General features: G+C 60.6%; 28 protein-coding genes. 13 read left to right on the top strand and 15 right to left on the bottom strand.

Translation table 11 applies throughout. From position 1 onward, the window contains the following. The first annotated feature begins 15 nt into the window (after window positions 1–15). Window positions 16–4,026 (top strand): YhdP family phospholipid transporter, encoded by a 4,011-nt coding sequence (locus tag F0M18_RS09060; RefSeq protein ID WP_149611075.1) that lies wholly within the window; start codon window positions 16–18, stop codon window positions 4,024–4,026. Here the strand turns inward: F0M18_RS09060 and yjgA are convergent. From yjgA to F0M18_RS08995, 13 genes are all read right to left on the bottom strand, one after another. Next, window positions 4,011–4,541: a ribosome biogenesis factor YjgA gene (gene yjgA / locus F0M18_RS09055; protein WP_149611074.1), complete on the bottom strand. Its 531-nt coding sequence runs from the start codon at window positions 4,539–4,541 to the stop codon at window positions 4,011–4,013. The two genes, F0M18_RS09060 and yjgA, sit on opposite strands and share 16 nt — an antisense overlap. Beyond that, a complete protein-coding gene (gene mgtE / locus F0M18_RS09050) occupies window positions 4,534–5,886 on the bottom strand; it encodes a magnesium transporter (RefSeq protein WP_149611073.1) in 1,353 nt (450 codons plus the stop codon). Before mgtE ends, yjgA begins: the two co-directional genes overlap by 8 nt. A gap of 130 nt (window positions 5,887–6,016) precedes the next feature. Continuing rightward, window positions 6,017–6,286 carry an HPr family phosphocarrier protein gene (locus F0M18_RS09045; RefSeq protein WP_149611072.1) on the bottom strand — a complete coding sequence of 90 codons (270 nt, stop codon included), beginning with the start codon at window positions 6,284–6,286 and terminating at the stop codon, window positions 6,017–6,019. Beyond that, on the bottom strand, window positions 6,287–7,141 hold the full coding sequence (rapZ, locus tag F0M18_RS09040) for an RNase adapter RapZ (protein WP_149611071.1): 855 nt from the start codon (window positions 7,139–7,141) through the stop codon (window positions 6,287–6,289). Window positions 7,142–7,158: 17 nt separating this feature from the next. Continuing rightward, window positions 7,159–7,626: a PTS sugar transporter subunit IIA gene (locus F0M18_RS09035; protein ID WP_149611070.1), complete on the bottom strand. Its 468-nt coding sequence runs from the start codon at window positions 7,624–7,626 to the stop codon at window positions 7,159–7,161. 19 nt (window positions 7,627–7,645) lie between these two features. Continuing rightward, window positions 7,646–7,933 (bottom strand): ribosome hibernation-promoting factor, HPF/YfiA family, encoded by a 288-nt coding sequence (gene hpf, locus F0M18_RS09030; RefSeq protein WP_149611069.1) that lies wholly within the window; start codon window positions 7,931–7,933, stop codon window positions 7,646–7,648. 151 nt (window positions 7,934–8,084) lie between these two features. Continuing rightward, window positions 8,085–9,578, bottom strand: a complete 1,494-nt coding sequence (locus tag F0M18_RS09025; RefSeq protein ID WP_149611068.1) for an RNA polymerase factor sigma-54 — start codon at window positions 9,576–9,578, stop codon at window positions 8,085–8,087. Between the two features lie 146 nt (window positions 9,579–9,724). After that, entirely contained in the window at window positions 9,725–10,450 is a 726-nt protein-coding gene (gene lptB / locus F0M18_RS09020) for an LPS export ABC transporter ATP-binding protein (protein WP_149611067.1), read from the bottom strand. Beyond that, the gene (lptA, locus tag F0M18_RS09015; RefSeq protein WP_188109659.1) at window positions 10,428–10,979 is read right to left on the bottom strand and encodes a lipopolysaccharide transport periplasmic protein LptA; all 552 of its coding nucleotides are present in this window, start codon (window positions 10,977–10,979) and stop codon (window positions 10,428–10,430) included. Before lptA ends, lptB begins: the two co-directional genes overlap by 23 nt. Next, window positions 10,963–11,520, bottom strand: coding sequence for an LPS export ABC transporter periplasmic protein LptC (gene lptC, locus F0M18_RS09010; RefSeq protein WP_149611065.1), 558 nt, complete (start codon window positions 11,518–11,520; stop codon window positions 10,963–10,965). Before lptC ends, lptA begins: the two co-directional genes overlap by 17 nt. Next, window positions 11,520–12,041: a KdsC family phosphatase gene (locus tag F0M18_RS09005; RefSeq protein WP_149611064.1), complete on the bottom strand. Its 522-nt coding sequence runs from the start codon at window positions 12,039–12,041 to the stop codon at window positions 11,520–11,522. The genes lptC and F0M18_RS09005 overlap by 1 nt, the downstream gene beginning before the upstream one ends. Window positions 12,042–12,046: 5 nt before the next feature. Next, on the bottom strand, window positions 12,047–13,027 hold the full coding sequence (locus F0M18_RS09000; protein ID WP_149611063.1) for a KpsF/GutQ family sugar-phosphate isomerase: 981 nt from the start codon (window positions 13,025–13,027) through the stop codon (window positions 12,047–12,049). Between the two features lie 16 nt (window positions 13,028–13,043). After that, on the bottom strand, window positions 13,044–14,018 hold the full coding sequence (locus F0M18_RS08995; RefSeq protein WP_149611062.1) for a calcium/sodium antiporter: 975 nt from the start codon (window positions 14,016–14,018) through the stop codon (window positions 13,044–13,046). 157 nt (window positions 14,019–14,175) lie between these two features. Between F0M18_RS08995 and F0M18_RS08990 the strand changes: the two genes are divergently transcribed. The 4 genes from F0M18_RS08990 to hisD all read left to right on the top strand — a co-directional run bounded on the left by F0M18_RS08990 (window position 14,176) and on the right by hisD (window position 17,430). Then, window positions 14,176–14,880, top strand: a complete 705-nt coding sequence (locus F0M18_RS08990) for an MlaC/ttg2D family ABC transporter substrate-binding protein (protein WP_262500889.1) — start codon at window positions 14,176–14,178, stop codon at window positions 14,878–14,880. Window positions 14,881–15,057: 177 nt separating this feature from the next. Then, window positions 15,058–15,297 carry a BolA family protein gene (locus F0M18_RS08985; RefSeq protein ID WP_149611061.1) on the top strand — a complete coding sequence of 80 codons (240 nt, stop codon included), beginning with the start codon at window positions 15,058–15,060 and terminating at the stop codon, window positions 15,295–15,297. 205 nt (window positions 15,298–15,502) lie between these two features. Then, a complete protein-coding gene (gene hisG, locus F0M18_RS08980) occupies window positions 15,503–16,138 on the top strand; it encodes an ATP phosphoribosyltransferase (RefSeq protein WP_149611060.1) in 636 nt (211 codons plus the stop codon). Further along, window positions 16,135–17,430: a histidinol dehydrogenase gene (hisD, locus tag F0M18_RS08975; RefSeq protein WP_149611059.1), complete on the top strand. Its 1,296-nt coding sequence runs from the start codon at window positions 16,135–16,137 to the stop codon at window positions 17,428–17,430. Before hisG ends, hisD begins: the two co-directional genes overlap by 4 nt. Before the next feature lie 137 nt (window positions 17,431–17,567). On the opposite strand, the gene F0M18_RS08970 is transcribed toward hisD, so the two are convergent. Further along, the gene (locus F0M18_RS08970) at window positions 17,568–18,668 is read right to left on the bottom strand and encodes a S1C family serine protease (RefSeq protein WP_149611058.1); all 1,101 of its coding nucleotides are present in this window, start codon (window positions 18,666–18,668) and stop codon (window positions 17,568–17,570) included. 164 nt (window positions 18,669–18,832) lie between these two features. On the opposite strand from F0M18_RS08970, the gene F0M18_RS08965 reads away from it, so the two are divergent. Next, window positions 18,833–19,588: a Nif3-like dinuclear metal center hexameric protein gene (locus tag F0M18_RS08965; RefSeq protein WP_149611057.1), complete on the top strand. Its 756-nt coding sequence runs from the start codon at window positions 18,833–18,835 to the stop codon at window positions 19,586–19,588. On the opposite strand, the gene F0M18_RS08960 is transcribed toward F0M18_RS08965, so the two are convergent. Beyond that, on the bottom strand, window positions 19,589–20,059 hold the full coding sequence (locus tag F0M18_RS08960) for a YhcB family protein (RefSeq protein ID WP_149611056.1): 471 nt from the start codon (window positions 20,057–20,059) through the stop codon (window positions 19,589–19,591). Between the two features lie 150 nt (window positions 20,060–20,209). Between F0M18_RS08960 and zapE the strand changes: the two genes are divergently transcribed. The 7 genes from zapE (at window position 20,210) to F0M18_RS08925 (ending at window position 26,409) form a co-directional block, all read left to right on the top strand. Next, on the top strand, window positions 20,210–21,310 hold the full coding sequence (zapE, locus tag F0M18_RS08955; protein WP_149611055.1) for a cell division protein ZapE: 1,101 nt from the start codon (window positions 20,210–20,212) through the stop codon (window positions 21,308–21,310). Window positions 21,311–21,520: 210 nt separating this feature from the next. Then, on the top strand, window positions 21,521–21,949 hold the full coding sequence (gene rplM / locus F0M18_RS08950; protein WP_149611054.1) for a 50S ribosomal protein L13: 429 nt from the start codon (window positions 21,521–21,523) through the stop codon (window positions 21,947–21,949). A 12-nt stretch (window positions 21,950–21,961) separates the two neighbouring features. Beyond that, entirely contained in the window at window positions 21,962–22,354 is a 393-nt protein-coding gene (rpsI, locus tag F0M18_RS08945; RefSeq protein ID WP_149611053.1) for a 30S ribosomal protein S9, read from the top strand. A 278-nt stretch (window positions 22,355–22,632) separates the two neighbouring features. Beyond that, complete coding sequence (gene petA, locus F0M18_RS08940; RefSeq protein WP_149611052.1) at window positions 22,633–23,229, top strand: ubiquinol-cytochrome c reductase iron-sulfur subunit; 597 nt, start codon at window positions 22,633–22,635, stop codon at window positions 23,227–23,229. Beyond that, window positions 23,229–25,268 (top strand): ubiquinol-cytochrome c reductase, encoded by a 2,040-nt coding sequence (locus F0M18_RS08935; protein WP_149611051.1) that lies wholly within the window; start codon window positions 23,229–23,231, stop codon window positions 25,266–25,268. Before petA ends, F0M18_RS08935 begins: the two co-directional genes overlap by 1 nt. Before the next feature lie 82 nt (window positions 25,269–25,350). After that, on the top strand, window positions 25,351–25,983 hold the full coding sequence (locus tag F0M18_RS08930) for a glutathione S-transferase N-terminal domain-containing protein (RefSeq protein WP_149611050.1): 633 nt from the start codon (window positions 25,351–25,353) through the stop codon (window positions 25,981–25,983). 27 nt (window positions 25,984–26,010) lie between these two features. Then, the gene (locus F0M18_RS08925) at window positions 26,011–26,409 is read left to right on the top strand and encodes a ClpXP protease specificity-enhancing factor (protein ID WP_223177936.1); all 399 of its coding nucleotides are present in this window, start codon (window positions 26,011–26,013) and stop codon (window positions 26,407–26,409) included. The last annotated feature ends 95 nt before the right edge of the window (window positions 26,410–26,504 follow it).

Below are 26,504 nucleotides of genomic sequence, written 5' to 3'. Positions count from 1 at the left end.
GGCGGGTGTAGCGAGTTGCAACGATCAATTTTTCACAGGCTGAGCAATGTCCTCTGGGTGTGCGTCGTCGCGGCAATCGTCCTGCTGGCGACGTACGTCAGTCTTGGTCGTGTGCTGAGCACCAACCTGCATAACTGGCAGGATGTTGTGCTTTCTGAAATCAACAGTCGGGTACCGTTTGCCGTCACGGCGCGCAACCTGAGCGGGGAGTGGTCTTCTTTTACGCCCGAAATAGTGCTGCATGATCTTGAGTTCGACATGCTGGATGGCACCTCGCGACCACTGCAGCTTACCGGCGGGCGCATTGGCATAGACGTACTGGGCTCATTGGCCAACCGCAGCCTGCAGATCACGTCCCTGCGGCTCGACGGCCTGGCCCTGGAAGGCGAGTTGACAGCTGACGGCAAGCTCCTCATACCCGGGATTAGCGGCGGTGGCGGAACGCTGGGCGAGTGGCTGCAACAGTTCCTGCTCAATATCGAGTACGTCACGCTGGAGGACAACCGCCTGCAACTGCGCCTGCCCGGTGGCCAGCTGAGGCAGTATGACCTGGCGCTGCACCTCGCCCGGGATGGCAGCCAGCGCCACATGCGCGCAGAGTTGCTGGCGACAACCGGCACCGCGATCAGCGTCGTCGGTAAAGGCCTGGGCAACCCGTTCCGCCCCGCCGAATTTGAGGGCACCCTGTTCATGGAGATAGAGTCGGCTGATCTCGATGCCATTGCCGAACTGTTCGCAGAGCCGCCCAGCGTTTGGGCCGGGGGAGAGCTGGCCAGCAAACTCTGGCTGTTCTGGGATCGCGGGAAGGTGGAAGTGGACGTGGATCTGGCGCTGTCAAATGCGGTGCTGCAACCCCTGGATGGGAGCTGGTCGCTACCCCTGGACGAATTGTCTCTGCAGGCAACGCTGGTTCAGCGCCGCAAGCGCTGGACAGCGTACGCTTCCGATCTTCTGATTGCGCACGCCGGGACCGAGTTGGCGGTGCCGCGCCTGCAAGTTGATGCCTGGGGTGATTCGCTGCGTTTGCGAACTGCCGCATTGCAGCTGCAACCCTTGAATCAGCTGTTGCTCGATACGCCGGCGGTGCCGGAAGCCCTGCGCTCCGTGTTCCAGATATTGAATATGCGCGGCGAGGTATCTGCCATGCAACTGGCTGTAGGCGACAGGGCGGATCCATTGGCGGGCTGGGACGTGGAGGGCAACTTCGACGCGCTCCAGGTCGATTCCTGGAGGGGTGCCCCCGGGGTGACTTCAGGCACCGGCTACTTTGAGTTGTCCGACAACGGCGGATATGTGGTTCTGGATAGCCAGCAGTTTGCGCTGGATTTTCCCACTGTCTATCGCGATCCGCTGTTCTATGAGGATTTTTACGGCACGCTAAACCTGGACTGGGACGAGCATTCGCTGCTGCTGCACAGCGACCTGATCACCGCCCGCGGCGCGGAGGGCAAGGCCGAAGCCCTGTTCAGCCTGAATATTCCTTTTACCGCCACGGATACCGGTCTGGAGATGGACCTGCTGGTGGGTCTGGCCGATTCGCATCCGCGGTACCGGATGAAATACCTGCCGTACATCCTCAATGCGGGGCTGTTGGACTGGCTGGGCAGCGCGGTGGGCGAGGGGCGGGTAGAACAGGCTGGTTTCGTCTGGCGCGGCACCCTGCGCAGCGGCGCCAGCGATCTGCGCACCGTGCAGTTGATGCTTAACCTGGAGGACACGGCGTTGGCCTATCACCCGGACTGGCCTGCGGTGTCTAACTTTGACGGCACGGTATTGATTGACGATACCAATGTCAGCGTGTGGGCGGACAGCGCCCAGGTCTATGAGTCCTCGGTCACGCACCTGTCCGCTGAAAGCTGGATGGATGACGATGCGCAGATGCGACTGGCAATTGATGGGCGCATCAGTGGCAGTGCAGCCGATGGCCTGCGCGTGGTCAATGAATCGCTGCTGGGTGACCTGACCGGTGCTGCATTTGCCCGGTGGCAGGCCGCTGGAGACCTCGAAACGCACCTGCAACTGGAACTGAACCTGGCCGACCCGAGTGCTCCTCCCGAGGTCGATGTCGCGGTCGAGCTTGGGGATGTGGCGCTGCTGATCGAGCAAGGCCGCTTGCCGTTGCAGCAGTTGGCGGGGCAGATAGGCTATTCCAGTGCGCAAGGGTTCAGCTCAAAGGAACTGCGCGCTACGCTCTGGCAGGAGGAGGTGACAGCAGCGTTGCGGCAGCGCAACCTGCGGGGCCAGGACGCGGCATTCGCCATGGCTGATTCAGCGCTGGAGGTGTCCTTTCAGTCGCGCGTGAGCTCCGGCGCTCTCAGTGAGTGGCTGCAACTGCAGGCCCTGGAACTGGCTGACGGCACGGCAGAGGTAAACGGGCTGGTGACCGTCATTCCGGGCGAAATACCGCTGCTGACCCTGAGTTCTGACCTCGCCGGTATGGCGCTGGATCTGCCGCCCCCCTGGACCAAGCTCCCGGCGTCGACGTTGCCACTGGAGATCGCACTGCCACTGGGCGGTGAACGACCTGTGCTGGGCATGGCTCTCGGTGAGGATATCTCCCTGCACCTGCATATCGATAATGGGCAGCTGCGGGCGGCAGGCCTTGGCCTGGAGGCGCCGCCCCCGGAACTGCAGCCGGGGTCTGTGCTGGTGCAGGGGCGGGCACCGCTGGTGGACGCACAGGCATGGCTGGACTTCAGTAACCGCTATCTGCTGGGCCGCGAGGAGGCGCAGCAGGAACTGGCAGCGGACAATTCCACCGACGCCAGCGGTGAGTTCACACTGGGTATTACCGGTATCTACACTGAGCGCCTGTTGCTCTGGGGAAGAGAGATTGCCGATGTGGATTTCAGCCTGCAACTGGAGCGGGATCTGCTGACCGTCACCGCTGCTACCGACTGGCTGCACGGCAGTTATCGACAGCCGCAACAGGGTGTGGCGAGCCTGGAAATCGATTTCCTCGACATTACCCCGCCCGGCGGCGAGGACACGTCCCCGGGTGAAGCGGAAGCGCCCGGTGCTCCTGATGATGGCCTGGGCGGGTTAACGCTGCCGCTGATCGAAGCCAGCATTAGTGAACTGCGTATGAACGGTGAAGCGGTCGGCTCACTGGCGTTCACGCTGGCTGCGGCGGACGGTGCTCTCAGCATGCTCGATATCACCGGTGAGGTGGCCGGCCTCTCATTGATGCCGGAATCGCCGGGCGAGTTGAGCTGGCAACCAGAACACGGCAGCAGGGCGCGCCTGCCCCTTGAATTCGAGGATATCGGCAATACGCTGGAGCGTCTGGGTTATGCGCGCTTTGTGGAGACCGACCAGGGTACCCTGGCTCTCGATCTGCAATGGGATGGCTCGCCGGAGGCCTTCGCGCTGGCGTCACTGGGGGGGCGTTTGGATATCGCGCTCGGCAAGGGGCGCTTCCTGCAAACGCCCGGCGGCGCCGGGGCGCTGCAGGTAGTCGAGATCGTCAATCTCGCCGGGATCGTGGAGCGACTCAGTTTGTCGCACATGTTTGAATCGGGGCTGAATTTTGACGCTGTGACAGGCGAGGTGTTTTTCCACCAGGGCAAGATCGAGGTCGCCGGACTGGATGTGCGCAGTACCTCCAGCGCGTTCTCCATGAGTGGCGTATCCGATATCGCCAGCCGCAGTCTGGATGGCGAACTGGTCGCGACACTTCCGGTTGCCAACAACCTGCCCTGGGTCGCAGCCCTGACAGCAGGGCCCGCGGTTGCCGCGGGTGTGTTTGTAGTCAGCAAGGTGTTTGAAAAGCAGGTCAACCGCCTTTCCAGTGGTGTGTACACCATCGAGGGCACCTGGGATGAGCCCGACGTCAGCTTCGATCGCATCTTCGACGATGAGGTGCGCCAGGTGTCCGTACCGGCAGCTCCGCTCGCGGACCCCAACGACCCTGCCGAGAAGGGCCTGGCGCCGGGAAGCGCTGTGTCGGGTCGGGGGGCGGTTGGTGGCGGGCTCGCTACCGATGCCGAGGGTGCAACGGCGGAGCCTGTTCAGCCCTCGCCATAAAGCTCGTGCAGTTCGCGTAGATACCGGAAAAGCTTGCGGCTGGCTGCCGGTGGTTTGCCCTGCTTTTGCTCGCGCTGGTGTTGCAGCACCAGTTGACGCAACTGCTGGCGATCGGCCTGGGGCCATCTCTGTAGTACTGTCTCGACGCCGGCAACGCCAGCCGCAAGCACTTCCTCGCGCAGGTTTTCCAGCGCGTGGAAGGCAGCAGTCGCCTCCCGGTCCGGGCGGTGCATCTGCTCCAGGGCCGTATTGATAGGCTCCGGATCCACATCGCGCATCAGTTTACCGATGTACTGCAGGTGGCGTCGCAGCGCATTCTTGCTGCTGATGCGGCGGGTCTCGCGAATCGCGCGCAGCAGCTGTTCGTCGTTGATCGGCAGTGTTTCCAGCTGTTTTTCAGTCAGTCGCGTTAGCTGCTCTCCCAGTGTTTGCCGCGCAAGCATCTGGCGTTTAAGTTCGCTCTTGCTGGGAAGAAATTCGCCATCTTCCTCACTGTCGTTATTCTCGTCACGCATAGAACAGGGTCGCCAGTCCAAGAAAAGAGACGAAACCGACCACGTCGGTCACGGTGGTAAGAATTACGCCGCCGGCCAATGCCGGGTCAATCTGGAAACGGGTCAGCATCAGGGGCAGGGCTGCGCCGGTAAACGCTGCCGTTACCAGGTTGATGACCATGGCCGCGGCAATGATCAAACCGATTTGCCAATCGTTGAACCACATCGACGCGGCAACGGCCACCACCGCCGCCCACAGGAATCCGTTAAGCACCCCTATAGTGACCTCGCGCACCAGCAGCCAGTTCTGGTTGTTGCGGCCCACCTGGCCCATGGCGATACCACGCACCAGTACAGTGAGCGTCTGGGTGCCTGCAATACCGCCCATCGAGGCGACTATCGGCATCAGCACAGCGAGCGCTACAACCTTGTCGATAGTGTCCTGGAACATGTTGATGGCGGACGCGGCGATGAAAGCTGTTATCAGGTTGATGCCTAGCCAGATGGCGCGCCTGGGAGCGGCCTTGGCTACCGGGGCGAAGGTGTCTTCGTCCTCGTCCAGGCCAGCCATGGACATGAACGAGTGGTCGGCGTCCTCGCGGATAACATCGACGACGTCGTCAATGGTGATGCGGCCCAGCAGTCGTCCGCCTTCGTCTACGACCGGCGCTGATACCCAGTCATTGCGCTCAAACAATCGCGCTACCTCGTGATCGGGCATGTCTACTGGAATCGGGTCGACATCGGTTACCATCATTTCGCGCACGGTTGTCGCCGGGTCGGATACCAGCAACGTGCGCAGTGGCAGTAGCCCGATAAACTGGTCGGACCGATTCACCACGATCAGGTTGTCTGTCATCGGCGGCAGGTCTTCGTGCCGGCGCAGGTAGCGCATTACCACGTCAAGGGTCAGGCGGGCGCGGATGGTAATGGTGTCGGTGTTCATCAGGCCGCCGGCCACATCGTCCGGGTACAGCATGACCTGTTCCAGACGGGCGCGGTCCTGATGGTCCATGGAATTGAGCACTTCCCAGGTCACACGATCCGGGAGTTGCTGCAGGATGTCGGCTATATCATCGTCTTCCAGCCCTTCCGTGATGGTGGCGACTTCTGCCGCGTCCATGCGCGACAGGAAGTGGGCCTGGAGGTCGTCAGGCAGTTCGCCCAGCACCTCGCCCTCGATGTCGACGTCGATCAGTTTCCAGAGGATGTTCCGAAACTTGGGCGGCGAGGATTCCAGCAGGTGGGCGATATCGGCCGGCGGTATGCCGTTGAGCATGCGACGGACGTCAACGAAGGCGCCACTGTCCAGTGCCAGCGTCAACCGATTGAGCGTTTCCTGCGATTTGACTGTGTTCTGTGGCATGCCCCTGCCCTGCTTGGCGTGGCGGGCAGCGTTGCCCGCCAAACAGGGATTATCCGGTAAACCGGCAGTGGCAACAACGTGATTAGTTACCAGCCCGGGCTAAATGCCGGACCGGGTTGTGGTGGCGGCCTTACTCGGCCTCGTCGAAGCGGTTGGCAATGAGCGTGGTCAGGGCTTCCAGTGCGGCCTGCTCGTCCCTGCCGTCGACTTGCAGGTCGAGCACCGTGCCCTTGCCCGCGGCCAGCATCATTACCGACATGATGCTTTTGGCATCGACCATCTTGCCGTCCTTGCCCATGCGGATATCGCTGGAAAAAGCGGCGGTACAGCCGACCAGCTTGGCTGCAGCACGTGCGTGCAGGCCAAGCTTGTTGACGATCGTGACCTGGGTTTCAATCACTTACTGCAATTCCCTGTGTCTGACGTGAATGCCCGGATACTGCGCCTGGTAATGACGGAACAGGCGCTCGGCCAAGTATACTGAACGATGCTGGCCGCCGGTACAACCGATAGCGACCGTCATGTAACTGCGGTTGCTGTCACCGTAGCGGGGTAGCCACCGATCCAGAAAATGGCAAATATCTGCGAACAATTCCGCGGTCATGGGCTGTGCTTCCAGGAAATCGCGGACCTCGGCTTCGGTGCCGTTTTGCAGGCGTAGTTCCTTTACCCAGTGCGGGTTTGGCAGCATGCGCACATCGAACAGCAGGTCGGCGTCCTTGGGAATTCCGCGCTTGAACCCGAATGACTGGATCAGCAGTGACATGCTGCTGCTCTCGGTGCCCAGCAGGCGTTGCTTGATAGCGTCGCGCAGGTCGTAGATGGTCATCTGGGTGGTGTCCAGGACCAGCGATGCCGCGCTGGATATGGGCTCGAGCAACTCCCTCTCCTGCGCTATGGCCTCAGCCAGTGTCATGGAGTCCGCGCTCAGCGGGTGTTTGCGCCGGGTCTCGGAGAAACGCTTGATCAGCGCCGGTTCCTCTGCGTCGAGGTAGAGCACTTCAGTCTTCACGGTTGCCGGCAGGGCGCCCATGACCTGGCTGAAATCCGCCAGGTATTTCCATGCGTTGCGCGCGTCGATGCAGACCGCAGTGCCGCGAAAGTGGGCAAACTCCTCGCGCTGGGTTTCGGCAACGAGTGCAGGCAGCAGGGAGACGGGCAAGTTATCGATACAGTAATAACCCTCGTCCTCAAGCTGGTTGAGGGCGGTGCTCTTGCCGGATCCGGATCGGCCGCTGATGATGATTAGCTGCATGGCGAGTGTGCCGGGCCCTAAGGCGCGACGGCTTCGGCCTCGATGGCCAGCCGAAACAGGGTTGCCTGATCACGGGCATTGCGCAGCCCCTCACAGAAGCCAGCCTGGCTGAATAGCCTGGCCAGACCCGCGAGTGTATCGAGATGCTGCTGCGGCTCATCCTCGGGCACCAGCAGGGCAAACACGAGATCAACGGGCTGATTGTCCGGTGAGTCAAAATCAATGGGTTCGGATAGCGTCAGCAGGGCCCCGGTGGGCTGGCTGCAGTTGCCGATGCGGCAATGCGGTATCGCTATGCCGTCCCCCAGGCCGGTACTGCCAAGTTTCTCCCTGGCGATAAAGTGGGCGAAGACTTCGTCATAGGACAGCGAGAACTGGTCGTCGCTGATTATGCGGGCGATGCTTTCGAACAAGCGTTTTTTGCTGAGCCCCGGCAACTGGCAGGCAGTGCGCTCGGGGGTCAGCAGAGAGGCAAGGGGTTGCATAGAGTGATTGCCCGGGGTGTCAGTGACCCCGGTTTTTTTCCTTGTGCTTAATGAGTTGGCGGTCGAGTTTATCGGCAAGCGCGTCGATAGCAGCATACATGTCCTCGGACTCGGCGTGGGCGAAAATATCGGCCCCGGATATGTGCACATTGGCCTCGGCTTTCTGTACCAGTTTTTCCACGATCAGGGTGACTTCCGTGTTGGTAATCTGGTCAAAGTGCCTCTGCAGTCGTTCAAACTTGTGTTGCACATACTCGCGCAGTGGCTCGGTGACTTCCACGTGATGTCCGCTGACAGTCAGTTGCATATTATTGCTCCTTCTTCAGGTTAAACCGGCAGGTGCCTGAGCTGGTTCTGCCGGGGCCGGCAATGCCGGGAATCTCTCGCTGTTTGTTTTAAAGTCTAGACCAATGCCCCGTGGCATCGAAACCTTTTTCCATGGAACCTCTATGTAAGGGCTAAACCAGCCGCTTGCGTTCGTTAGATGGGGGGATCTGCATGGTCTCCCGGTACTTGGCAATGGTTCGCCGTGCCACTTTGATGCCCTGTTCCTCCAGCAGCTGGGTGATCTTGTTGTCACTGAGCGGTTTACGCGGGTTTTCCGCTGCCACCAGTTTCTTGATCAGCGCGCGTATTGCCGTGGAAGAGCACTCGCCGCCGCTGGTTGTCGCCACGTGGCTGGAGAAAAAGAACTTCAGCTCAAATACGCCGCGGGGCGTATGCATGTATTTCTGGGTGGTAACCCTGGAAATCGTGGACTCGTGCATTTCCACCGCTTCTGCGATATCGGCAAGTACCAGCGGTTTCATCGCCTCCTCGCCATACTCGAGGAAATTACGTTGGTGCTCGACGATCTTGCTGGCTACTTTCATCAGGGTTTCATTGCGACTCTGCAGGCTCTTCAGGAACCAGCGCGCCTCCTGCAGGTTGTCGCGCAGGAAGGTGTTGTCGGCACTGTTGTCTGCGCGCTTGATGAGTCCGGCGTAGGTGCTGTTGATGCGCAACCTGGGGGCAATATCGGGGTTCAGTTCGACGCACCAGCGTCCCGCCTTCTTGCTCACGAAAACATCCGGCACCACGTACTCTACCGACTCTGGCGCAAAGGTCTCGCCGGGCCGGGGGTCCAGGGTCTGGATCAGTGCCAGTACATCCTTCAGTTGCTCTTCCTTGAGCCGTGTGCGCCGCATGATCTGCTTGAAGTCACCACTCGCCAGCTGCGGTAGATGGCGGCTGAGCAAGACCTTGGCCTGCTCCAGGTAAGGCGTGGAGGCGGGTAGCTGCTGTAGCTGCACCAGCAGGCATTCCTGTAGGTTGCGGGTGCACACGCCCGCTGGCTCAAACTGCTGCAGTCTGTGCAGCACGGCGACGACCTCGTCCATCTCGATGTCGAGCTCTTCGTCGAAGCCCTCGTGGATCTCCTCCAGACTCACAGACAGGCGACCATCGCCGGCAGTGGCGTCGATAATAGCCAGGGCAATGAGCCTGTCGGTATCAGATAGTCTGGCCAGGTTGAGCTGCCAGAGTAAACTCTCGCGCAGGCTCTCCTGTGGTGCATTGCGGCCGTCGAAATCGCCCTCGCCGGAGTCATCCGTGGCCGGGGCTGGTGGAGCCGAGCCGGATGGCAGCAGGTCGTCCCACTGGGTGTCGACCGGCAACTCCTCAGGCATGGTTTCGCTGATCGGGGCGGATTCGCTATTGGCGGCGTTTACCGGGTCACTGGCGCTGTGTTCAAGGTTTTCCAGCGGCCCATCGCTCGAAGGCGCCTGTTCTTCCGCGATGGCTTCGGGTTCGGGTTCGTCTTCACTGACTTCGAGTAGGGGGTTACTGTCGAGTGCCTGCTGGATTTCCTGCTGTAAATCCAGTGTGGACAACTGCAACAGGCGAATAGCCTGCTGTAGCTGAGGCGTCATTGTCAGCTGCTGGCCAAGCTTGAGTTGAAGCGACTGTTTCATCGAGTGTCTGGTAGCACTTTGTCGCCCCGAATGCGGGCGCCTTGAATTACAACAGGGGCAGTTTAGCGCCGGGTCGAGAGCCGTGGCAACAGCTTGGCGCGAAATTTGCTTATTGACTTCGTGGGATAATGCCGGTCACACAGCGTTTACATGGTGAACTGCTCACCCAGGTAGATTTTGCGCACGCGGGCATTGTTCAGTACGTCGTTGGCATTTCCCGAGGCGATGATATGCCCCTCGCCAACGATGAAAGCCAGTTCACAGATGTCGAGCGTGTCGCGCACGTTGTGGTCGGTGATCAACACGCCGATGCCGCGCTCACGCAAGTGGTTGATGATCTGCTTGATATCGCTGACTGAAATCGGGTCGACACCGGCGAAAGGTTCATCGAGCAGAATGAAATCGGGTTCCGCCGCCAGTGCCCTGGCGATCTCGACACGGCGGCGCTCACCCCCGGAGAGAGACTGCCCGAGGCTGTCGCGCAGGTGTTGCACGTTGAATTCCTGTAGCAATTGATCGCGCTGCTGCAGACGCTGCTTTCTATTCAGGTCCGGCCGAGTCTCCAGCACCGCAAGGATATTGTCGCCCACCGATAGCTTGCGGAAGATCGAGGCCTCCTGCGGCAGGTAGCCGATGCCTCGCCTGGCACGCTCGTGCATGGACAGTGGCGTGATATCCTCGCCATTCAGCTCAATTACCCCGCGATCAGCCTGGATGATGCCAGTGATCATGTAGAAACAGGTGGTTTTGCCAGCGCCGTTGGGCCCGAGGAGGCCGACGACCTGGCCGCTTTCGATCTGCAGCGACACGTCCTGCACGACCTCGCGACCACGGTAGGCCTTGGCCAGATTATTTGCTGTCAGTCGTGCCACGGTCCGCTTCCTCATCCTGCAACACCTCGGCGGGGATCACCACCTGCACCCTGCTGGCATTTTCTCCCCCGGCGGAACCCGCCTTGACGAGTTCCTGTTCAATGAAATAGTCGATGTAGTCGCCGGTGACGATGGAGCCGTCCTGCTCGATATGGGCGTTGCTGCGCAATTCCACGCGCTGCTCACTTTTGACGTAGGTGATGGTGTCCGCCCTGGCCTTGAGCAGGCCTTTTTCCGGGTCCGGCTGTTGCTGCATGCGCGCCGGCTTGCCGGTGGCCAGAACCCGGTCGGCTTCCTCGCCGGTGTGATAAATGGTGATCTGGTCGGCCTCGATACGTAGGCTTCCCTGGTCCATCTGCACGTTGCCCTGGTAGCGAGTGAAGCCCTGTTTTTCGTCGCGAAGCGCCTCGTCTGCCTCGATGTGGATAGGCTGTTCGCGGTCATCCGGCAGGGCGTTGCTTACTCCCGGCGCTAACATGGCCAGGCAGATCACTGCGCAGGCGATAAACCGGTCAAGGCTGCTGCACATAGGTACTCTCCACATTGGGTTTCAAGGTTATTGTCTCCTCCTGCAGGCGCGCGACCATGCCATCGGCGGTGGTGCGATTCTCGCCCTGGGTGATGGTGACCCGTTTATTGGCAATAGCTGTTTTGTCGTCCAGCTCTATATCCATGGCTTGCGTGGTCATGCTGGTGCCGGTCTGGTCGTGCGTCAGCACCACGTTCCGGCGCAGCAGCAGGCGTTCGCTATGATCCTCAAAGCGCCCGCGTTCGGCCACTGCAGACCAGGTCTTGTCGTCGCGACTGTGGGCATAAAATTTCGGCATGGTCAGCATTGAGACGTTGCCACGCCCGAATTGTTCGATTTTTTCCGCTTCGAGAATGTCGGTCAGGGCACCGGTCTCATCAAATGACCAGGCCCGGGTTTGCTCGATATAGGTCTTTGGCAATGCCCGTTGCCGCTCCCTGGTTTCCTCGTCCACGGTTTGTGAAGTTCGCGGGCTCCAGTAGTAGTTCGCGGCCACCACAAGGGTAATGGCGAGCAGCACTTGCAGTGCGGGGCGCGTCATCAGTCGTAGTCTGCCAGTCTTTGCAGCAGGGTCCCGCGCCGGGACAGCAGCATCTCGCAGGCCTCGCGCACAGCGCCGGCACCGCCGGGTCGCTCGCTGACCCAGTCCGCAGACTCGCGCAGAGGCGCGGCAGCATCGGCCGGTGCCATGCCAATCCCGGCTGCACGCACGGCGGCGAGGTCGGGAAGATCATCTCCCATGTAGGCGCACTGTGCCGGTTGAATGGCCCTTGCCGCGCAGACCTCGCGCAGTGCAGTGAGCTTGTCCTCGCGCCCCTGTATGACCTCAGTGATGCCCAGTTCCGCGGCGCGCCTGGAGACAATATGCGAGTCGCGACCGGTGATCAGCACGACCTCGATACCATCGCGCTGCAGCAGCTTGATGCCGAGGCCATCCTTGATGCTAAAACTCTTCAGCTCCTCGCCACTGTTGCCATAGAAGATTCGGCCATCGGTCAGTACGCCGTCGACATCCAGCGCCAGCAGTTCGATGTTTCCAGCAGTTTGCGCGCTAATTGTCATAAGCTTCAGGCTATACCTGCATGCAGCAGGTGCATCAGGTGGATGACGCCGCAGGTATTGCCCTCATCGCCCACAACAACGAGGGAGGTGATTTCATTCTCCTCCATGATGCGCAGGGCTTCGGCGGCAAGCATTTGCGGGCTGGCTGTCTTGGCGCCCGTCGTCATCAGCTCGGCGATGGGCGTGCTGTTGATATCGATCTTCTGGTCCAGGGTGCGGCGCAGGTCGCCGTCAGTGAAAATGCCCACCAGGTTGCCCGCGGCATCGACCACCGTGGTCATCCCCAGACCCTTGTTGCTGATCTCCAGCAGGGCATTCGACAACAGGGTGTCCCCGGTGACGGCGGGGATGGCATTCCCACCCTGCATTACATCCTCGACCTTCAGCAACAGCTTCTTGCCCAGGGTGCCACCCGGGTGGGAAAAGGCGAAATCCTCCGCGGTGAAGCCGCGTTCTTCCAGCAGGGCAATGGCCAGGGCGTCGCCCATGACCAGGGCCGTGGTGGTGCTGGAAGTCGGCGCCAGGTCGAGCGGGCAGGCCTCGGATTCAACGCCCGTGTCCAGGTGGGCGTCTGCGGCCCGCGCCAGCGTGGAATTGGCGTTGCCGGTCATGGCTATCAGACTGGCACCGAGGCGCTTGAGCAGGGGCAGCAGGGTGACCACTTCGGTGACCTCACCGCTGTTGGACAGGGCGATAACGGCGTCGCTGGCGGTAATCATGCCCATATCGCCATGGCTGGCCTCGCCAGGGTGGACAAAGTAGGCGGGAGTGCCGGTGCTGGCAAGGGTGGCAGCGATTTTGCGCGCGATATGCCCGGATTTCCCCATGCCGGTGACGATGACGCGACCGCGGCAGGCCAGTAACAATTCACAGGCCTTGTTGAAATCCTCGCCAATGCGATGCGACAACGCCGCCACAGCCTGCGCTTCGATGTCGATGGTTCGCCTCGCCGAGAGGGCAAAACTGCTGCAAGAGGTGTCCGCCATAGAGGTGGGGCCCGGGTCAGATGCTAAGGTATAGCCAGTAATAATACAGCGCGTATAAAGCGACTAACAACACCCCGACGGTGCGCCCGAGATACGCGTGCCCGGCCCTGGATCGTGTGCGCCTGCGGCTGATGATAATGGCCGCGGCAAGGAACACCGTCAGGAATGTCATGGTGGGGTAGTCGCGGGTAATCACGGCCCGTTCGAGATTCTCTGAGCCGACGATGCCTGGAATGCTCATCACAGCCAGCAGGTTGAACATATTTGAGCCGATAATATTGCCCAGCGCGATCTCGGTATGTCCGCGCATGGCGCTGGCAATGGTTGCCGCGAGTTCAGGCAGGCTGGTGCCGATGGCGACGATCGTCAGGCCGATGACCAGTTCCGACACTCCCAGGGTCTCGGCGACGAACACCGACCCCCACACCAGCGCGTGTGAGCTGGCGATGAGCAGGCCGAGTCCCGCAAAAAAGTAGAGCCAGGCCCTGGTCGGGGCCAGATGGGGCAGGTTCTCCTCCGCTGCCTCCACCGCAAGTACCTCATCCTGCTGCTGGCTGCGTACCATGTGCACGATGATCAGCACCAGTGTTCCGACCATAAGCCAGGCGTCGATTGTGGAGAGCACATCGTCGATCAGGAGCGCGCCAGTGCCAAATGTGACCAGCAGCAGGATGGGCATCTCCTTCTTCATGCAGCTTTCGTGAACCATCATCGGCGCCACCAGAACCGTGATACCCAGTACCAGGCCGATGTTGGCGATGTTCGAGCCGATCGCGTTGCCGATAGCGAGATCCCCGGCTCCGGACAGTGCAGCGGTGAACGAGACTATAATTTCAGGGGCCGAGGTGCCCAGGGAGACAATGGTCAGGCCGATCAGGATGGGCGACATGCCCATGTTCTCCGCGATGGAAGCGGCGCCGGCGACGAACAGGTCGGCGCTCCAGATCAGCACAACCAGGCCGACGAGGATGGTGACGGATGCTAACAGCATGGCGTCATGTTTCCTGTTAAAGTGGGCGGCCGCGCTGCCATGTGGAACTGCGCGAACAAAGCTGTTGTCATAGAGACCGGGCTTAACTGATCAGGGTGAATTCGGCAGCGTACATATGTCGCTGGGCAAAATGCGGATTATACAGGGGACGGCGAGTGTGAATAGTAGAAATGAGTGGTTTCGCGAAGCGGGTGTTGGGTACGGCCGCTGGGTCGGCTGGATAACCGGGCTGTTTTTTGTAGCGCTGGCAGCCAGTGCCGATGACACCCCCGCTGGCGACAGTACCGCCCATGGGGTGGTGCACTCGGCAACCACCAGCGTGATGCAGGTGGTCGCCGAAGCCCAGGCATACGTTGACGACGACCCCGAGCGCTATTACCAGGCCATCCAGGACGTGCTTGATCCCGTGGTGGACTTTCGCGGTTTTGCCCGGGGCGTTATGGGCCCCTACGCAACCAGTGAACGCTACCGGTCGCTGGATGAAGCGGGCCGGGCGCAGTTGCGGGAGCAGCTCGATCGCTTCACCGAAGTCATGCGCGATGGCATGGTGCGAACCTATGGCAAGGGCCTGCTCGCATTCGGTGGCTCCCGGATTGAGTTGTCCGACCCCGGCGCCGAGGACAAGGACGCGTCTCGCGTCTCGGTTGAACAGTTGATTTACTCCGAAAACAGTGAACCCTACGTGGTGATGTACCAGATGGGACGGGGCCGGGATGGGGAGTGGAAGTTGCGCAACATGATCATCGAAAGTGTGAACCTCGGGGAGATCTACCGCAGCCAGTTTGAATCGGCCGCGCGTAAGGAAAACGGCGACCTGAATGCTGTCATTGAAAACTGGTCGGCCATCGAAGTGGAAGGCTGACCCCGGTCTGCGTTTGTCGACAAGCACTTGCGGGAGCCACCGGGTACCCGGTGCCTTCCGTGCGAGGCGAAGCCAGTCGCCTTTACCTTCATTTTCTCCTAAAATGCCACCCCCTTGCCGCCTGTGTGTGAACACGGGCGGTAATGCTGTCGAATCAACCCTGATCTGGAGATCGCTATGGACGCTGCCACCGTCAAGGCCCTGCTGCAAAATCATATGCCGGAATGCGAATTCCGTGTGCAGGGTGAGGGCGCCAACTATGACATCACGGCCATCGGTGATGTTTTCGAAGGCCTGCGCCCGGTGAAGAAGCAGCAACTGGTTTATGCGGCCCTCAGCGACGAGATCGCCGAAGGGAGCATTCATGCTGTGAATATCCGCACCTTCACCCCGGAACAGTGGCAGCAGCAAGCCTGACGGGTTTGCGCTCTCGTTGCGTCGGATACCCTGTCGGTCCGTGCCGGACCATCGCCGGACCATTGCCGGACAACAGGCAGCGTGACGCTGGCGCCGAGAGCGCCCGAATCACATTGTTCAGGGGTTCGGGTTACTGAACAGAAACTGCAGTCACCGGGGCATCTAGTTACTGCCTCCCTGACTGATCGGAACAGGCACCAAACCAATGAGTGAAAGCATTACCATCGCCCTCACCAAGGGACGTATTCTCAAGGAAACACTGCCGCTGCTGGCTCGCGCCGGCATTGAGCCGCTCGATGACATCAGCAAGAGCCGTAAACTGGTGTTCGAAACGACGGCAGACGGTGTCCGGCTGGTCGTTATTCGCGGCACCGATGTGCCGACATACGTGCGTCACGGGGCGGCAGACGTGGGCGTGGTGGGCAAGGATGTGTTATTGGAGCACGGCGCCGAGGGGCTCTACGAACCGCTGGATCTGGGGATTGCCCGCTGTCGCCTGATGACAGCCGGGCCGGTCGGTTGGCAGCAGGACGGGGCGCGCATCCGCGTGGCCACCAAATTCGTGAATATCGCGCGCGACTACTTCGCGCGCAAGGGCGTGCATGCCGATGTTATCAAGTTGTACGGTGCCATGGAGCTGGCGCCGATGATGGATCTTGCCGACCTCATACTGGACATCGTCGACACCGGCAATACCCTGCGCGCCAATGGCATGGAGCCGCTGGAAGAAGTCGCCAGCGTGAGCTCACGCCTGATTGTCAACAAGGCGGCCATGCGCTCGCGTTGTGCCGGTATACAGTCGCTAGTAGACAGCCTGGCGGCTGCGGTGGAGGCCGCATGATGCGGCGACTGGATTCCACGCAGACCGATTTTGATGCCCGTATTGAGCAGCTTACGGCATGGGAGGAGGAACTCGACCATGCCGTCAACGACACCGTGCGCGAGATCCTGGCAGCAGTGGCCGAGCGCGGCGACGCGGCGCTGCTGTCCTACACAGCACAATTCGACCAGCTCGAGCGGGCAAGTGCGGCGGAGTTGGAGATCAGCCAGGCGCGCCTGCAGCAGGCCTTGCGTGATATCGACGCCGACAGCCGACAGGCGCTGGAAGCTGCCGCTGCGCGTATTCGCGAGTATCACCAGCACCAGTTGCAGGACAGCTGGCAGTACCGGGACGCCAGCGGCAACCTGCTGGGGCAGCAGATTACGGCCCTGGACAGTGCGGGGATTTATGTCCCCGGCGGCAAGGCCAGTTACCCGTCTTCTGTGCTGATGAATGCAATCCCGGCACACGTGGCCGGGGTAGGGCAGATCGTCATGGTGGTGCCGGCCCCGGGGGGAGAGCTCAATGAGCTGGTGCTGGCGGCTGCAGCGATAGCCGGCGTGGACAGGGTGTTTACTGTTGGCGGCGCCCAGGCGGTGGCAGCGCTCGCCTACGGCACAGAAACCGTGCCGGCGGTCGACAAGATTGTCGGCCCCGGGAACATCTACGTGGCTGCGGCAAAACGCATGGTATTCGGGCGCGTGGGTATCGATATGATCGCCGGCCCCTCGGAGATACTGGTTATCTGTGACGGCAGCACAGACCCGGACTGGGTGGCCATGGACCTGTTTTCGCAGGCGGAGCACGATGAGAACGCCCAGGCTATCCTGCTGTGTCCGGATGCCGGGTATCTCGACCGGGTCGCTGCCAGCATCGACGAACTGCTTCCGCAAATGGAGCGGGAGCCGATTATCCGCGCCTCGCTCGCGGGGCGGGGGGCACTGGTCAAGACACGGGACTTGTCAGAGGCGGTGGCGATCAGCAATCGCCTGGCACCTGAGCACCTGGAGCTTTCGGTCGCAGACCCGGAGAACCTGTTACCACACATCCGTCACGCCGGTGCCATCTTCATGGGGCCCTATACCTCGGAGTCACTGGGGGATTATTGCGCTGGCCCCAATCACGTTCTGCCCACCTCGCGCAGCGCGCGCTTCTTTTCGCCCCTGGGTGTGTACGATTTCCAGAAGCGTAGCTCCATTATCATGTGCAGTGCCGATGGCGTGCAGGAACTTGGCAGGGTCGCGTCGGTGCTGGCGCGGGGTGAGTCACTGACGGCCCACGCGCGCAGCGCGGAATATCGCCTGAAAGACTGAGCACCCTGCTCAAAGGCCTAGTGCAGCGTCGACAGTGTGATTGAAGTGGGCGAGGGCACCTTCGAAGCGGCCAAAGTTAAGCGCTGATGGTCGCCGTGAGACGTGCGGGGCAATGGCGTGGCCCGGGGTTTATGAGACTACCTGGCCGGGCTTGACTGGCCCTGCACGCCGACGACAGCGCGCAGTTCAAGACTCTGCTGATCGCGTAAAACTGTGACCGAAATGGCGTCGCCGGGGCGCAGCCGTGCGATCTGGTGCATGGTCTGCCTGCCGTCCAGGACGGCTTCTCCGTCAATGTGGGTAATCAGGTCCCCGGTTTCCACTCCAGCGCGCTTGGCCGGGCTGTTCTCGGCCATTGCGACCACCAGCAGTGCCTGTTGCTGGCCGCCCGTGGTCATGCGTACCGGTTCCACGCTGACTCCCAGCCAGCCGCGGATGACCTCTCCATACTCGATCAGGTCCCGCATCACGTAGGACGCGAGGTTGATGGGAATGGCCAGGCTGATGCCGATACCGGTCGGCGACGTCCCGTCCTGGTTGCTGGCTGTATAAATCAGGGTATTGATGCCGAGCAGTTTGCCGCGGGTGTCGATGAGGGCGCCGCCCGAGTTACCCTGGTGAATGATCGCGTCGGTCTGGATGTAGTCCTCGTAGGTGTTCAGTTGCAACCCGTAGCGTCCCAGCGCAGAGACGATGCCCTGCGTCACGGTGTGGCCGAAGCCCAGTGGATTGCCAATCGCCAGCACCACGTCGCCCACCTGCAGTACATCGGAGTCGGCGGGCTCCACCGGGCTGAGCTCGGGCAGGTCGATTTTCAGGACGGCGAGATCGGTAGCGATATCCGAGCCGATGACGCGCGCGCTGGCGGAGCGGCCGTCGTGCAGCAGGACCTGGATTGCATCGGCCCCTGCGATGACATGATGGTTGGTCAGTATGTGCCCCTCGGCGGTCATGATGACACCGGAACCAAGCGATCTTTCGATCCGCTGGCGCGGCATGCGCTGTGCCAGTGTCAGGCGTTCCTGCACCAGTGGGTTGCCGGTTTTCACCAGCTTGGCAATGTAGATATTGACGACCCCCGGGGTCGCCTTGCGTACCGCTTCTGCGTAGGTGGCTGATGCAGCGGCGCGATGGCCTGTGTTGCCGGGCTGGGGCAGAATCCAGCGGTCCAGGATTAGCAGCGCTGCCAGCAGACCGGCAATGGCTGGCCAGGTGATAAACTTCAGCCCTTCTTTCATGTGTGTCGGTGAGCCCTGTCCTGCGGTAAAGTGATCGGCCTGCCGCTGCCGGTAATCGCAGCCGGCGACAGTCCATGGCAACAGGCTGCGGTGAAGGCCAGCGCCGTTGTGGCACCCCCGTATTGTATATGAAGCGCACACCACCCGAACAGGAAATGGCAATCATGAGCACTCCGCTGACCGAGGTAATCAAGTGGCTGGACGACACCCTGCAGCCGCAGCAATTTCGCGACTACTGTCCCAATGGTTTGCAGGTCGAGGGCAGGGCGCAGGTGCGGAAGCTGGCCACCGCGGTCACTGCCAGCCAGGACGTGCTGGACAGCGCTGTCGAGTGGGGCGCAGACGCACTATTGGTGCACCATGGGTATTTCTGGAAAGGTGAAGCACAGCCCGTAGTGGGGATGAAGCGACGTCGGCTGGCCACGCTACTGGAGCACGAAATCAGCCTGTTGGCCTATCACCTGCCGTTGGATGCGCACCCGCAACTGGGCAACAACGCGCAGCTGGGGCAGTTGCTGGGTATATCGGGTAGCGCCCCGTTGCAACCTGACGATCCAGCGTCAGTGGGCAATGTGGGTATGCTCGCCAGCAGTGCCGGTGAACTCGCTTCCAGGCTGGCGGAACTCACGGGTCGTGAGCCCCTGTTGATCGGCGACCCGCAACATGTGGTGACACGGGTAGCGTGGTGCACCGGCGCCGCCCAGTCGTATATCGATGCAGCCGTGGCCGCAGGTGCAGATGTGTTTGTTACCGGAGAAGTGTCAGAGCCGACCGTCCACATCGCCAGGGAGGAGGGGATTGCCTTTATTGCTGCCGGGCACCATGCCACGGAGCGCTATGGTGTGCAGGCAGTGGGCGCGGCCCTGGCCGAGGCCCACGCGCTGCAGCATCGCTTCCTGGATATAGATAATCCGGTTTGATCAGGCCTTTACGGGTTCCCGCGTGCCCGCTTCCGGGCTGTTGCGGTCCAGGCCGAACTCCTCGTTCAACATGCCTTTTTCGTCGGGCGAGGTTTTCGGGGCGTAGTCCAGTGGCGGTTGGATGTTGGCAAGATCGGGCGGTATTTCAGACGGATCGCGATCTCTGCCCACGCGGTCCATGGCCACAGGGCCGTTGCCCTGGCACAGGTCCGTGGCGCCTTTCGCCAGGTGGTTGTGCACTTCGCGATAGCTTTCAGTGAGCGTATTCAGCAGGCGGGCGGTGTCGGAAAAGTGCTCCACCACTTCATCTTCGTAGGCTTTCTTGTCCTGCAGCACCTGGTCCAGTTTGCGTTCCACCTCGCGATACTTCTGGCCCGCCGCCGAGCTGCGTCGACCCAGCACCATGCCCAATCCGATCCCTGCGAGCAGGCCAGCGGCCGCGCCGACAATAACAATAGTCAAGCTGTACAAGGCGTCATCCCCTTACCGTTTAAAGAAGACCGGAAGTATACCCGTTATGTCCCCGCTGCATACAGTTTACCGCCGCTATACCTTGGTGGCGTTGCCTTGCGCCGGGCCTGTCGGTAAAGTGTGCCGCCCGGATTTCTGTATGGCTGTAACATGACCACACCCTGGCAGCGTTACCAGGCTGACCTGCAGCGTGAGGGCTTCTCGCATGATCCCGCCCAGGAGGCGGCGGTGCGCCTGCTGGACGACCTGCAACAGCGCCTCGTGGCGCGATTCGAATCGCGTGAGCGCGGACTTTCGGCGTTGCTGGGGCGCTTCAAGCGGCAGTCGATGGAACCCGAGACGGGCCTGTATCTGTGGGGCGGGGTGGGCCGCGGCAAAACCTACCTGGTTGATACCTTCTACGACTGCCTGCCTTTCGACCGCAAATTGCGGGTTCACTTTCACCGCTTTATGCAGCGGGTTCATGCCGAACTCAATGACCTGGAGGGTGAGAAGAATCCCTTGCAGATCGTTGCCCAGCGCCTCGCCGACGAGGCATTGGTGGTCTGTTTCGATGAGTTTTTTGTCTCCGATATCGGCGATGCAATGATTCTGGGCGGGCTTATGGAGGCGCTGTTCCAGCGCGGTGTTACCCTGGTGGCCACCTCGAATATCGTGCCGGAAAAGCTGTACGAGAACGGCCTGCAGCGCCAGCGCTTCCTGCCTGTCATCGCCATGGTGGAAAAATACACCCAGGTGGTGAATGTGGACGCCGGTGTGGATTACAGGCTGCGCACGCTGCAGCAGGCGGAGCTCTACCACTGCCCGCTGGACGCCGCCGCCGACACCAGCCTGCGCCAGAGCTTCGAGGCACTGGCTGTGGAGCCAGGCAAGCACTGGGAGCGCATCCAGATCAATAACCGGTACCTGACGGTGCGCTGCCTGGCGGAAGACGTAGCCTGGTTTGACTTTGCCGAGCTTTGTGATGGGCCGCGCTCACAGAATGACTACATAGAGCTGGCGCGCATTTTCCATGCGGTGCTGCTCTCGGGGGTGCCCGAGTTCCGCGCCGAACTCAATGACCAGGCGCGTCGATTCATCAACCTGGTAGACGAATTCTACGATCGCAACGTCAAGCTGGTGATCGCGGCCGAAAAGCCACTTTTGGAGCTCTACGGCGGCGGCAGCCTGGAGTTTGAGTTCCAGCGCACCCAGTCCAGACTGCAGGAAATGCAGTCCCATGAGTACCTGGCGCGAGAGCATCGCCCATAGCCGCTATTCGGCACCGGCCCGCCGGGCTGGTGGCCCCGGTGCACAGGGCGATCAGCGGGTGCGGTGGTGGCGGCCACCCGCCAGCAGGAAGCAGCGCCGGGCTGTTGCGTAAGTGACGAAATTTATTCGTTTTTCGTCTTGAAAAGGCCTGGTGTACGAAGTAGTATTCGCGCTCTCGAAATTGGAGCCCTCCAAGAGGCGGTTATTTGCATGAAAACTTACAGTGCCAAAGCAGAAGACGTGTCCCGCGACTGGTTCGTGGTCGATGCTTCTGACAAGACCCTGGGGCGCCTGGCCAGTGAAATCGCGCATCGTTTGCGCGGCAAACACAAGCCCGAATACACACCTCACGTTGACACCGGCGACTACATCGTCGTCATCAACGCCGAGAAAGTGCGTGTAACCGGAGCCAAGGCGACCGACAAGATTTATCACAGCCACACCGGATACCCCGGTGGCCTCAAGTCAATTTCCTTTGAGAAATTGATCGACAAGGCCCCCGAGCGCGTCATCCAGGGTGCGGTCAAGGGCATGTTGCCGCGCAACCCGCTGGGCCGCGCCATGTTCAAGAAGCTGAAAGTGTACGCGGGTACCGAGCATCCGCATGCCGCACAGCAGCCCCAAGTACTGAACATCTAACGGATAGTATTTATGTCAGCTACCCAATATTACGGAACCGGTCGTCGCAAGACGTCCACCGCCCGCGTTTTCCTGCAAAGCGGCCAGGGTAATATCACCATTAACAAGCGTCCGCTGGATCAGTATTTCGGTCGCGAAGTCGCCCGTATGATCGTGCGCCAGCCGCTGGAACTCGTTGAATTGAATGACAAATTCGATATCAACGTGACTGTGGCAGGTGGCGGCAGCTTCGGCCAGGCCGGTGCGATCCGCCACGGCATTACCCGTGCCCTGATGGAATACGACGAGTCGCTGCGCGGCACCCTGCGCGGGGCCGGCTATGTGACGCGTGACGCCCGTGAGGTGGAGCGCAAGAAAGTGGGCCTGCGCAAGGCTCGCAAGCGTCCTCAGTACTCCAAGCGCTAACGTGTCTGTGGTCCCGCACTGGCGGGATACACTGCATCAGCAAAAGCGTCCGCCCGCTATCTCGTGGGCGGACGTTTTTTTTGCCCGGGAAAAAGTCGCGATGCGCTGTGACGGTGACCTTGATCCAGGGCAAATTTCCTGGGCAAATTGCTTTTAAATCAATGCGTTTACCTTGTAACACGTAGGTAAAGTCACTAGAATTTGCACCATTTTCTGAGAAGCGGTTTCCGGGGCGACATTCCAGGCGCCCAGCTGTTTCAAATCTATGGGAGAAAAGCATGAGTAGCGAGGGCGTAAACACCGGCAGGAGAAAGTTCCTGACGGCTGCCACCAGTGCAGTGGGCGTTGCTGGCGTGGTTGGCGTGGCAGTGCCTTTCCTGGGTTCCTGGAACCCATCAGCCAAGGCCAAGGCCGCCGGCGCGCCGGTGAAGGCAGATATTGGCAAACTCGAACCAGGCCAGATGGTGGTGGTGGAATGGCGCGGCAAGCCCGTCTACGTGATGCACCGCACGCCTTCCCAGCTGGAAGACCTGCCCAAGCTCGACGGCACATTGAAAGACCCCCAGTCAGAGATTTCGGAGCAGCCCGCTTACATCTCCGGAGTAGGGCGCAGCCTGCGTCCCGAGATACTGGTAGTGGTTGGGCTCTGCACACACCTGGGTTGTGCGCCCAAGTTCCGGCCCGAAGTCGGCGCCGCCGACCTCGGTGGTGACGAGTGGCTGGGTGGCTTCTTCTGCCCGTGCCATGGTTCCAAATTTGATCTTGCCGGCCGCGTCTATTCTGGTGTGCCGGCTTCAACCAACCTTGCGGTACCCCCTTACTCGTTCGAGGGTGACAACGTCCTGGTAATCGGCGTGGATGCGGAGGCTGCCTGATGATTAATATGCTTATTGGTTTACGCGACTGGGTTGATGAGCGCCTGCCCATCATGCGCGCCTGGAACACCCATATGGGCAAGTACTATGCGCCCAAGAACTTCAACTTCTGGTATTTCTTCGGTGTACTGTCCCTCATCGTGCTGGTCAACCAGTTGCTCACCGGCATCTGGCTGACCATGAACTATACGCCGAGCGCGGAGGACGCCTTTGCTTCGGTCGAGTACATCATGCGCGATGTCGACTACGGCTGGATACTGCGCTACATGCATTCCACCGGTGCGTCGGCGTTCTTCGTCGTGGTGTACCTGCACATGTTCCGGGCTCTGCTGTACGGCTCGTACAAGAAGCCGCGCGAATTGATCTGGATCTTCGGCATGCTCATCTTCGTGGTGCTGATGGCGGAAGCCTTTGTCGGTTACGTGCTGCCCTGGGGCCAGATGTCCTACTGGGGTGCGCAGGTGATTATTTCACTGTTCGGGGCCATCCCCGTCGTCGGTGAAGACATAGTGACCTGGATTCGCGGTGACTACCTGATTTCCGGGATCACCCTGAACCGCTTCTTCGCCCTGCACGTGGTGGCGCTGCCGATCGTTCTGCTGGCCCTGGTGGTACTGCACCTGCTGGCGTTGCACGAGGTGGGCTCAAATAACCCCGACGGCGTGGATATCAAGAAGCACAAAGGGCCCGATGGTGTGCCGCTGGACGGCGTGGCGTTCCACCCTTACTACACCGTTCACGACCTGCAGGCGATTGCGGTGTTCCTGTTCATCTTCTGTGGCGTGATGTTCTTCATGCCCGAGATGGGTGGTTTCTTCCTCGAGTATGCGAATTTTGAGGAAGCCAATGCCTTGAAGACCCCGGAGCACATTGCGCCGGTGTGGTACTTCACTCCCTTCTACTCGGTGTTGCGCGCCGTGCCGGACAAGTTCTGGGGTTTCGTGGCCTTCGCCGCTTCAGTGGCCATTCCCTTCCTGCTGCCCTGGCTGGACCGCAGCCCGGTGAGGTCCTGGCGCTATCGTGGCAATATCACCAAGGTGATGCTGGTGTTGTTCGTTGCCAGCTTCCTGATCCTTGGCGTGCTGGGTGTGAAAGCACCGACGCCTGAGCGTACTTTCCTGGCGCAGATCTGCTCCGTGTTCTATTTCGCTTTCTTCCTGCTGATGCCGATCTGGTCGGCGATGGATAAAACCAAGCCTGTGCCCGAGCGTGTCACCATGGACGGCGGTATCGGGTTCTGGGGCAGTATGGGTGGCCTGGCGTTGATCCTCGCGCTGACGATCCTGCCGTTGAAGGCGGTGGGGGCCGAGTCGGCCTACAAGTGTGGCGCGATTCCGTGTGACGAATTCGTTGCCGATCCGCACGACAAGCCTTCGCTGCAGAATGGCGCCAAGCTGTATATGAACTACTGCATGGCTTGCCACTCCATGAAATACTCCCGTTACAACCGGGTGGCTGCTGACCTCGGTATCCCCGAGGACATGATGCAGGAGCACCTGATCTTCGACACCAACGTCAAGGTCGGGGCACTCATGGACAATGCCATGGATGACCGCACAGCGAAGACATGGTTTGGCGCGACACCGCCCGACCTGACCCTCGCGGCCCGTGCTCGCCAGCCGGAGTGGCTCTATACCTACCTGCGCAACTTCCATCGCGACGACAGTCGCCCTTACGGCGTCAACAACCGTGTGTTCAAGGACGTGGGCATGCCCCATGTCATGCTGGAGCTTCAGGGCATGCAGGAGTGCGCCATGGGTCCGGTTAAAGCACACAACGGGGGTGTAAAGCGCGACCCCCTGACCGGCGAAGACATCCTGGAAGATCCCTGTGGCAAGTTTGCCATTACTGAAGCAGGCAGCATGAGCCCGGAAGAGTTTGATACGGCGATCTACGACCTGGTCAATTTCATGGCCTACACAGCGGAGCCCATTGCAGCCGAGCGGCAGCGCACCGGCGTCTTCGTACTGCTGTTTATCGTGCTGTTCTTCGTGTTTGCCTGGTTGCTGAACCGCGAGTACTGGAAAGACGTTCACTGATCCCCTGTGATCATCTGCGGCAGCGTGGCCTGGGCCACGCTGCCTTGTTGTTTTAAAACGGAACCAAACTGAGGAATTCCCGATGGGTGTTGTGGCAAAGCGATCTTCAATGACTTTTTTCTCTGATCCAACCAGTCACTATAGTCACCGCGTGCGTATCGTCCTGGCTGAGAAGGGCGTCACCGTCGATATGATCGAGACAGACGCGGCGCATCCCCCGGCAGAGCTGTCCGAACTCAACCCGTATCACAGTTTGCCCACCCTGGTAGACCGCGACCTGGTGCTCTATGAGTCCAAGGTGATGATGGAATACCTGGACGAGCGTTTCCCGCATCCTCCCCTGTTGCCGGTGTACCCGGTAGCACGCGCGGAAAGCCGGTTATTGATACATCGTATCGAGAAAGACTGGTGTTCCCTGGTGGATTCCATTCTGACGACGCGCAGCGACAATGTGATCAAGAAAGCGACCAAAGAGCTGAAAGACAGCGTGACCGGCATTGCGCCGATTTTCGCCGAGAAGCCCTTTTTCATGAGCGAAGAGTTCACCCTGGTGGATTGCTGCATAGCGCCCATCCTGTGGCGCCTGCCCACCCTGGGCGTCGATATCCGCTCGTCCAAGCAGACCAAGCCGCTGCTCGCCTACATGGACTCGCTGTTCAATCGTGAGTCATTCCAGGAAAGCCTGTCTGAGCAGGAGCGGGAGATGCGCTCCTAAGCGCCGCCGCCTGCCGGTCTGTCTGCTATGACCATGACACCCAGTCGACCCTATATCATGCGAGCGCTCTATGAGTGGATCGTGGATAACGGCTGTACGCCCTACATACTGGTAGATGCCACGCCCGAACAGGTCCAGGTGCCCGAACAGTATGTGAAGGACGGACAGATCGTGTTGAATATCTCGCCCACCGCCGTGGTGGACCTGGATATCTCCAACGACTCGGTGATGTTCAATGGCCGCTTTGGTGGCGTGGCCACGGACATTTTCGTGCCGGTCAATGCTGTTATTGGCATCTATGCCCGTGAGAATGGCAAGGGCATGGTGTTCGAGCCCGAGGACGAGCCCGAACCCACACCGCCCGGCGATGACACGCCGGAACCACCCAAGCCGGAAGGCAGACCCTCCCTGAAAATCGTCAAGTGATTCTCTAGTCCCGCTGGCGGTCGCCCCGCCAGCCCGGGATAACGCTGGCGCCAGAAAATTTTCCTCCAGATGCTGCCCGGGCCAGCGAAGCGGAG

Origin of the sequence: Pseudohalioglobus sediminis, from assembly GCF_008370495.1 — a bacterium.
Lineage (GTDB): Bacteria > Pseudomonadota > Gammaproteobacteria > Pseudomonadales > Halieaceae > Halioglobus.
This window is presented reverse-complemented; position numbering and strand designations above follow the sequence as displayed.

Bases quoted from the DNA above. Each gene is read 5' to 3' on its own strand.
- yjgA (WP_149611074.1), bottom strand. From the start codon at position 4,541: ATGCGTGACGAGAATAACGACAGTGAGGAAGATGGCGAATTTCTTCCC.
- mgtE (WP_149611073.1), bottom strand. From the start codon at position 5,886: ATGCCACAGAACACAGTCAAATCGCAGGAAACGCTCAATCGGTTGACG.
- rapZ (WP_149611071.1), bottom strand. From the start codon at position 7,141: ATGCAGCTAATCATCATCAGCGGCCGATCCGGATCCGGCAAGAGCACC.
- F0M18_RS09035 (WP_149611070.1), bottom strand. From the start codon at position 7,626: ATGCAACCCCTTGCCTCTCTGCTGACCCCCGAGCGCACTGCCTGCCAG.
- hpf (WP_149611069.1), bottom strand. From the start codon at position 7,933: ATGCAACTGACTGTCAGCGGACATCACGTGGAAGTCACCGAGCCACTG.
- F0M18_RS09025 (WP_149611068.1), bottom strand. From the start codon at position 9,578: ATGAAACAGTCGCTTCAACTCAAGCTTGGCCAGCAGCTGACAATGACG.
- lptA (WP_188109659.1), bottom strand. From the start codon at position 10,979: ATGTGCAGCAGCCTTGACCGGTTTATCGCCTGCGCAGTGATCTGCCTG.
- lptC (WP_149611065.1), bottom strand. From the start codon at position 11,520: ATGACGCGCCCCGCACTGCAAGTGCTGCTCGCCATTACCCTTGTGGTG.
- F0M18_RS09005 (WP_149611064.1), bottom strand. From the start codon at position 12,041: ATGACAATTAGCGCGCAAACTGCTGGAAACATCGAACTGCTGGCGCTG.
- F0M18_RS09000 (WP_149611063.1), bottom strand. From the start codon at position 13,027: ATGGCGGACACCTCTTGCAGCAGTTTTGCCCTCTCGGCGAGGCGAACC.
- F0M18_RS08995 (WP_149611062.1), bottom strand. From the start codon at position 14,018: ATGCTGTTAGCATCCGTCACCATCCTCGTCGGCCTGGTTGTGCTGATC.
- F0M18_RS08985 (WP_149611061.1), top strand. From the start codon at position 15,058: ATGGACGCTGCCACCGTCAAGGCCCTGCTGCAAAATCATATGCCGGAA.
- hisG (WP_149611060.1), top strand. From the start codon at position 15,503: ATGAGTGAAAGCATTACCATCGCCCTCACCAAGGGACGTATTCTCAAG.
- hisD (WP_149611059.1), top strand. From the start codon at position 16,135: ATGATGCGGCGACTGGATTCCACGCAGACCGATTTTGATGCCCGTATT.
- F0M18_RS08970 (WP_149611058.1), bottom strand. From the start codon at position 18,668: ATGAAAGAAGGGCTGAAGTTTATCACCTGGCCAGCCATTGCCGGTCTG.
- F0M18_RS08965 (WP_149611057.1), top strand. From the start codon at position 18,833: ATGAGCACTCCGCTGACCGAGGTAATCAAGTGGCTGGACGACACCCTG.
- zapE (WP_149611055.1), top strand. From the start codon at position 20,210: ATGACCACACCCTGGCAGCGTTACCAGGCTGACCTGCAGCGTGAGGGC.
- rplM (WP_149611054.1), top strand. From the start codon at position 21,521: ATGAAAACTTACAGTGCCAAAGCAGAAGACGTGTCCCGCGACTGGTTC.
- rpsI (WP_149611053.1), top strand. From the start codon at position 21,962: ATGTCAGCTACCCAATATTACGGAACCGGTCGTCGCAAGACGTCCACC.
- petA (WP_149611052.1), top strand. From the start codon at position 22,633: ATGAGTAGCGAGGGCGTAAACACCGGCAGGAGAAAGTTCCTGACGGCT.
- F0M18_RS08935 (WP_149611051.1), top strand. From the start codon at position 23,229: ATGATTAATATGCTTATTGGTTTACGCGACTGGGTTGATGAGCGCCTG.
- F0M18_RS08930 (WP_149611050.1), top strand. From the start codon at position 25,351: ATGGGTGTTGTGGCAAAGCGATCTTCAATGACTTTTTTCTCTGATCCA.
- F0M18_RS08925 (WP_223177936.1), top strand. From the start codon at position 26,011: ATGACCATGACACCCAGTCGACCCTATATCATGCGAGCGCTCTATGAG.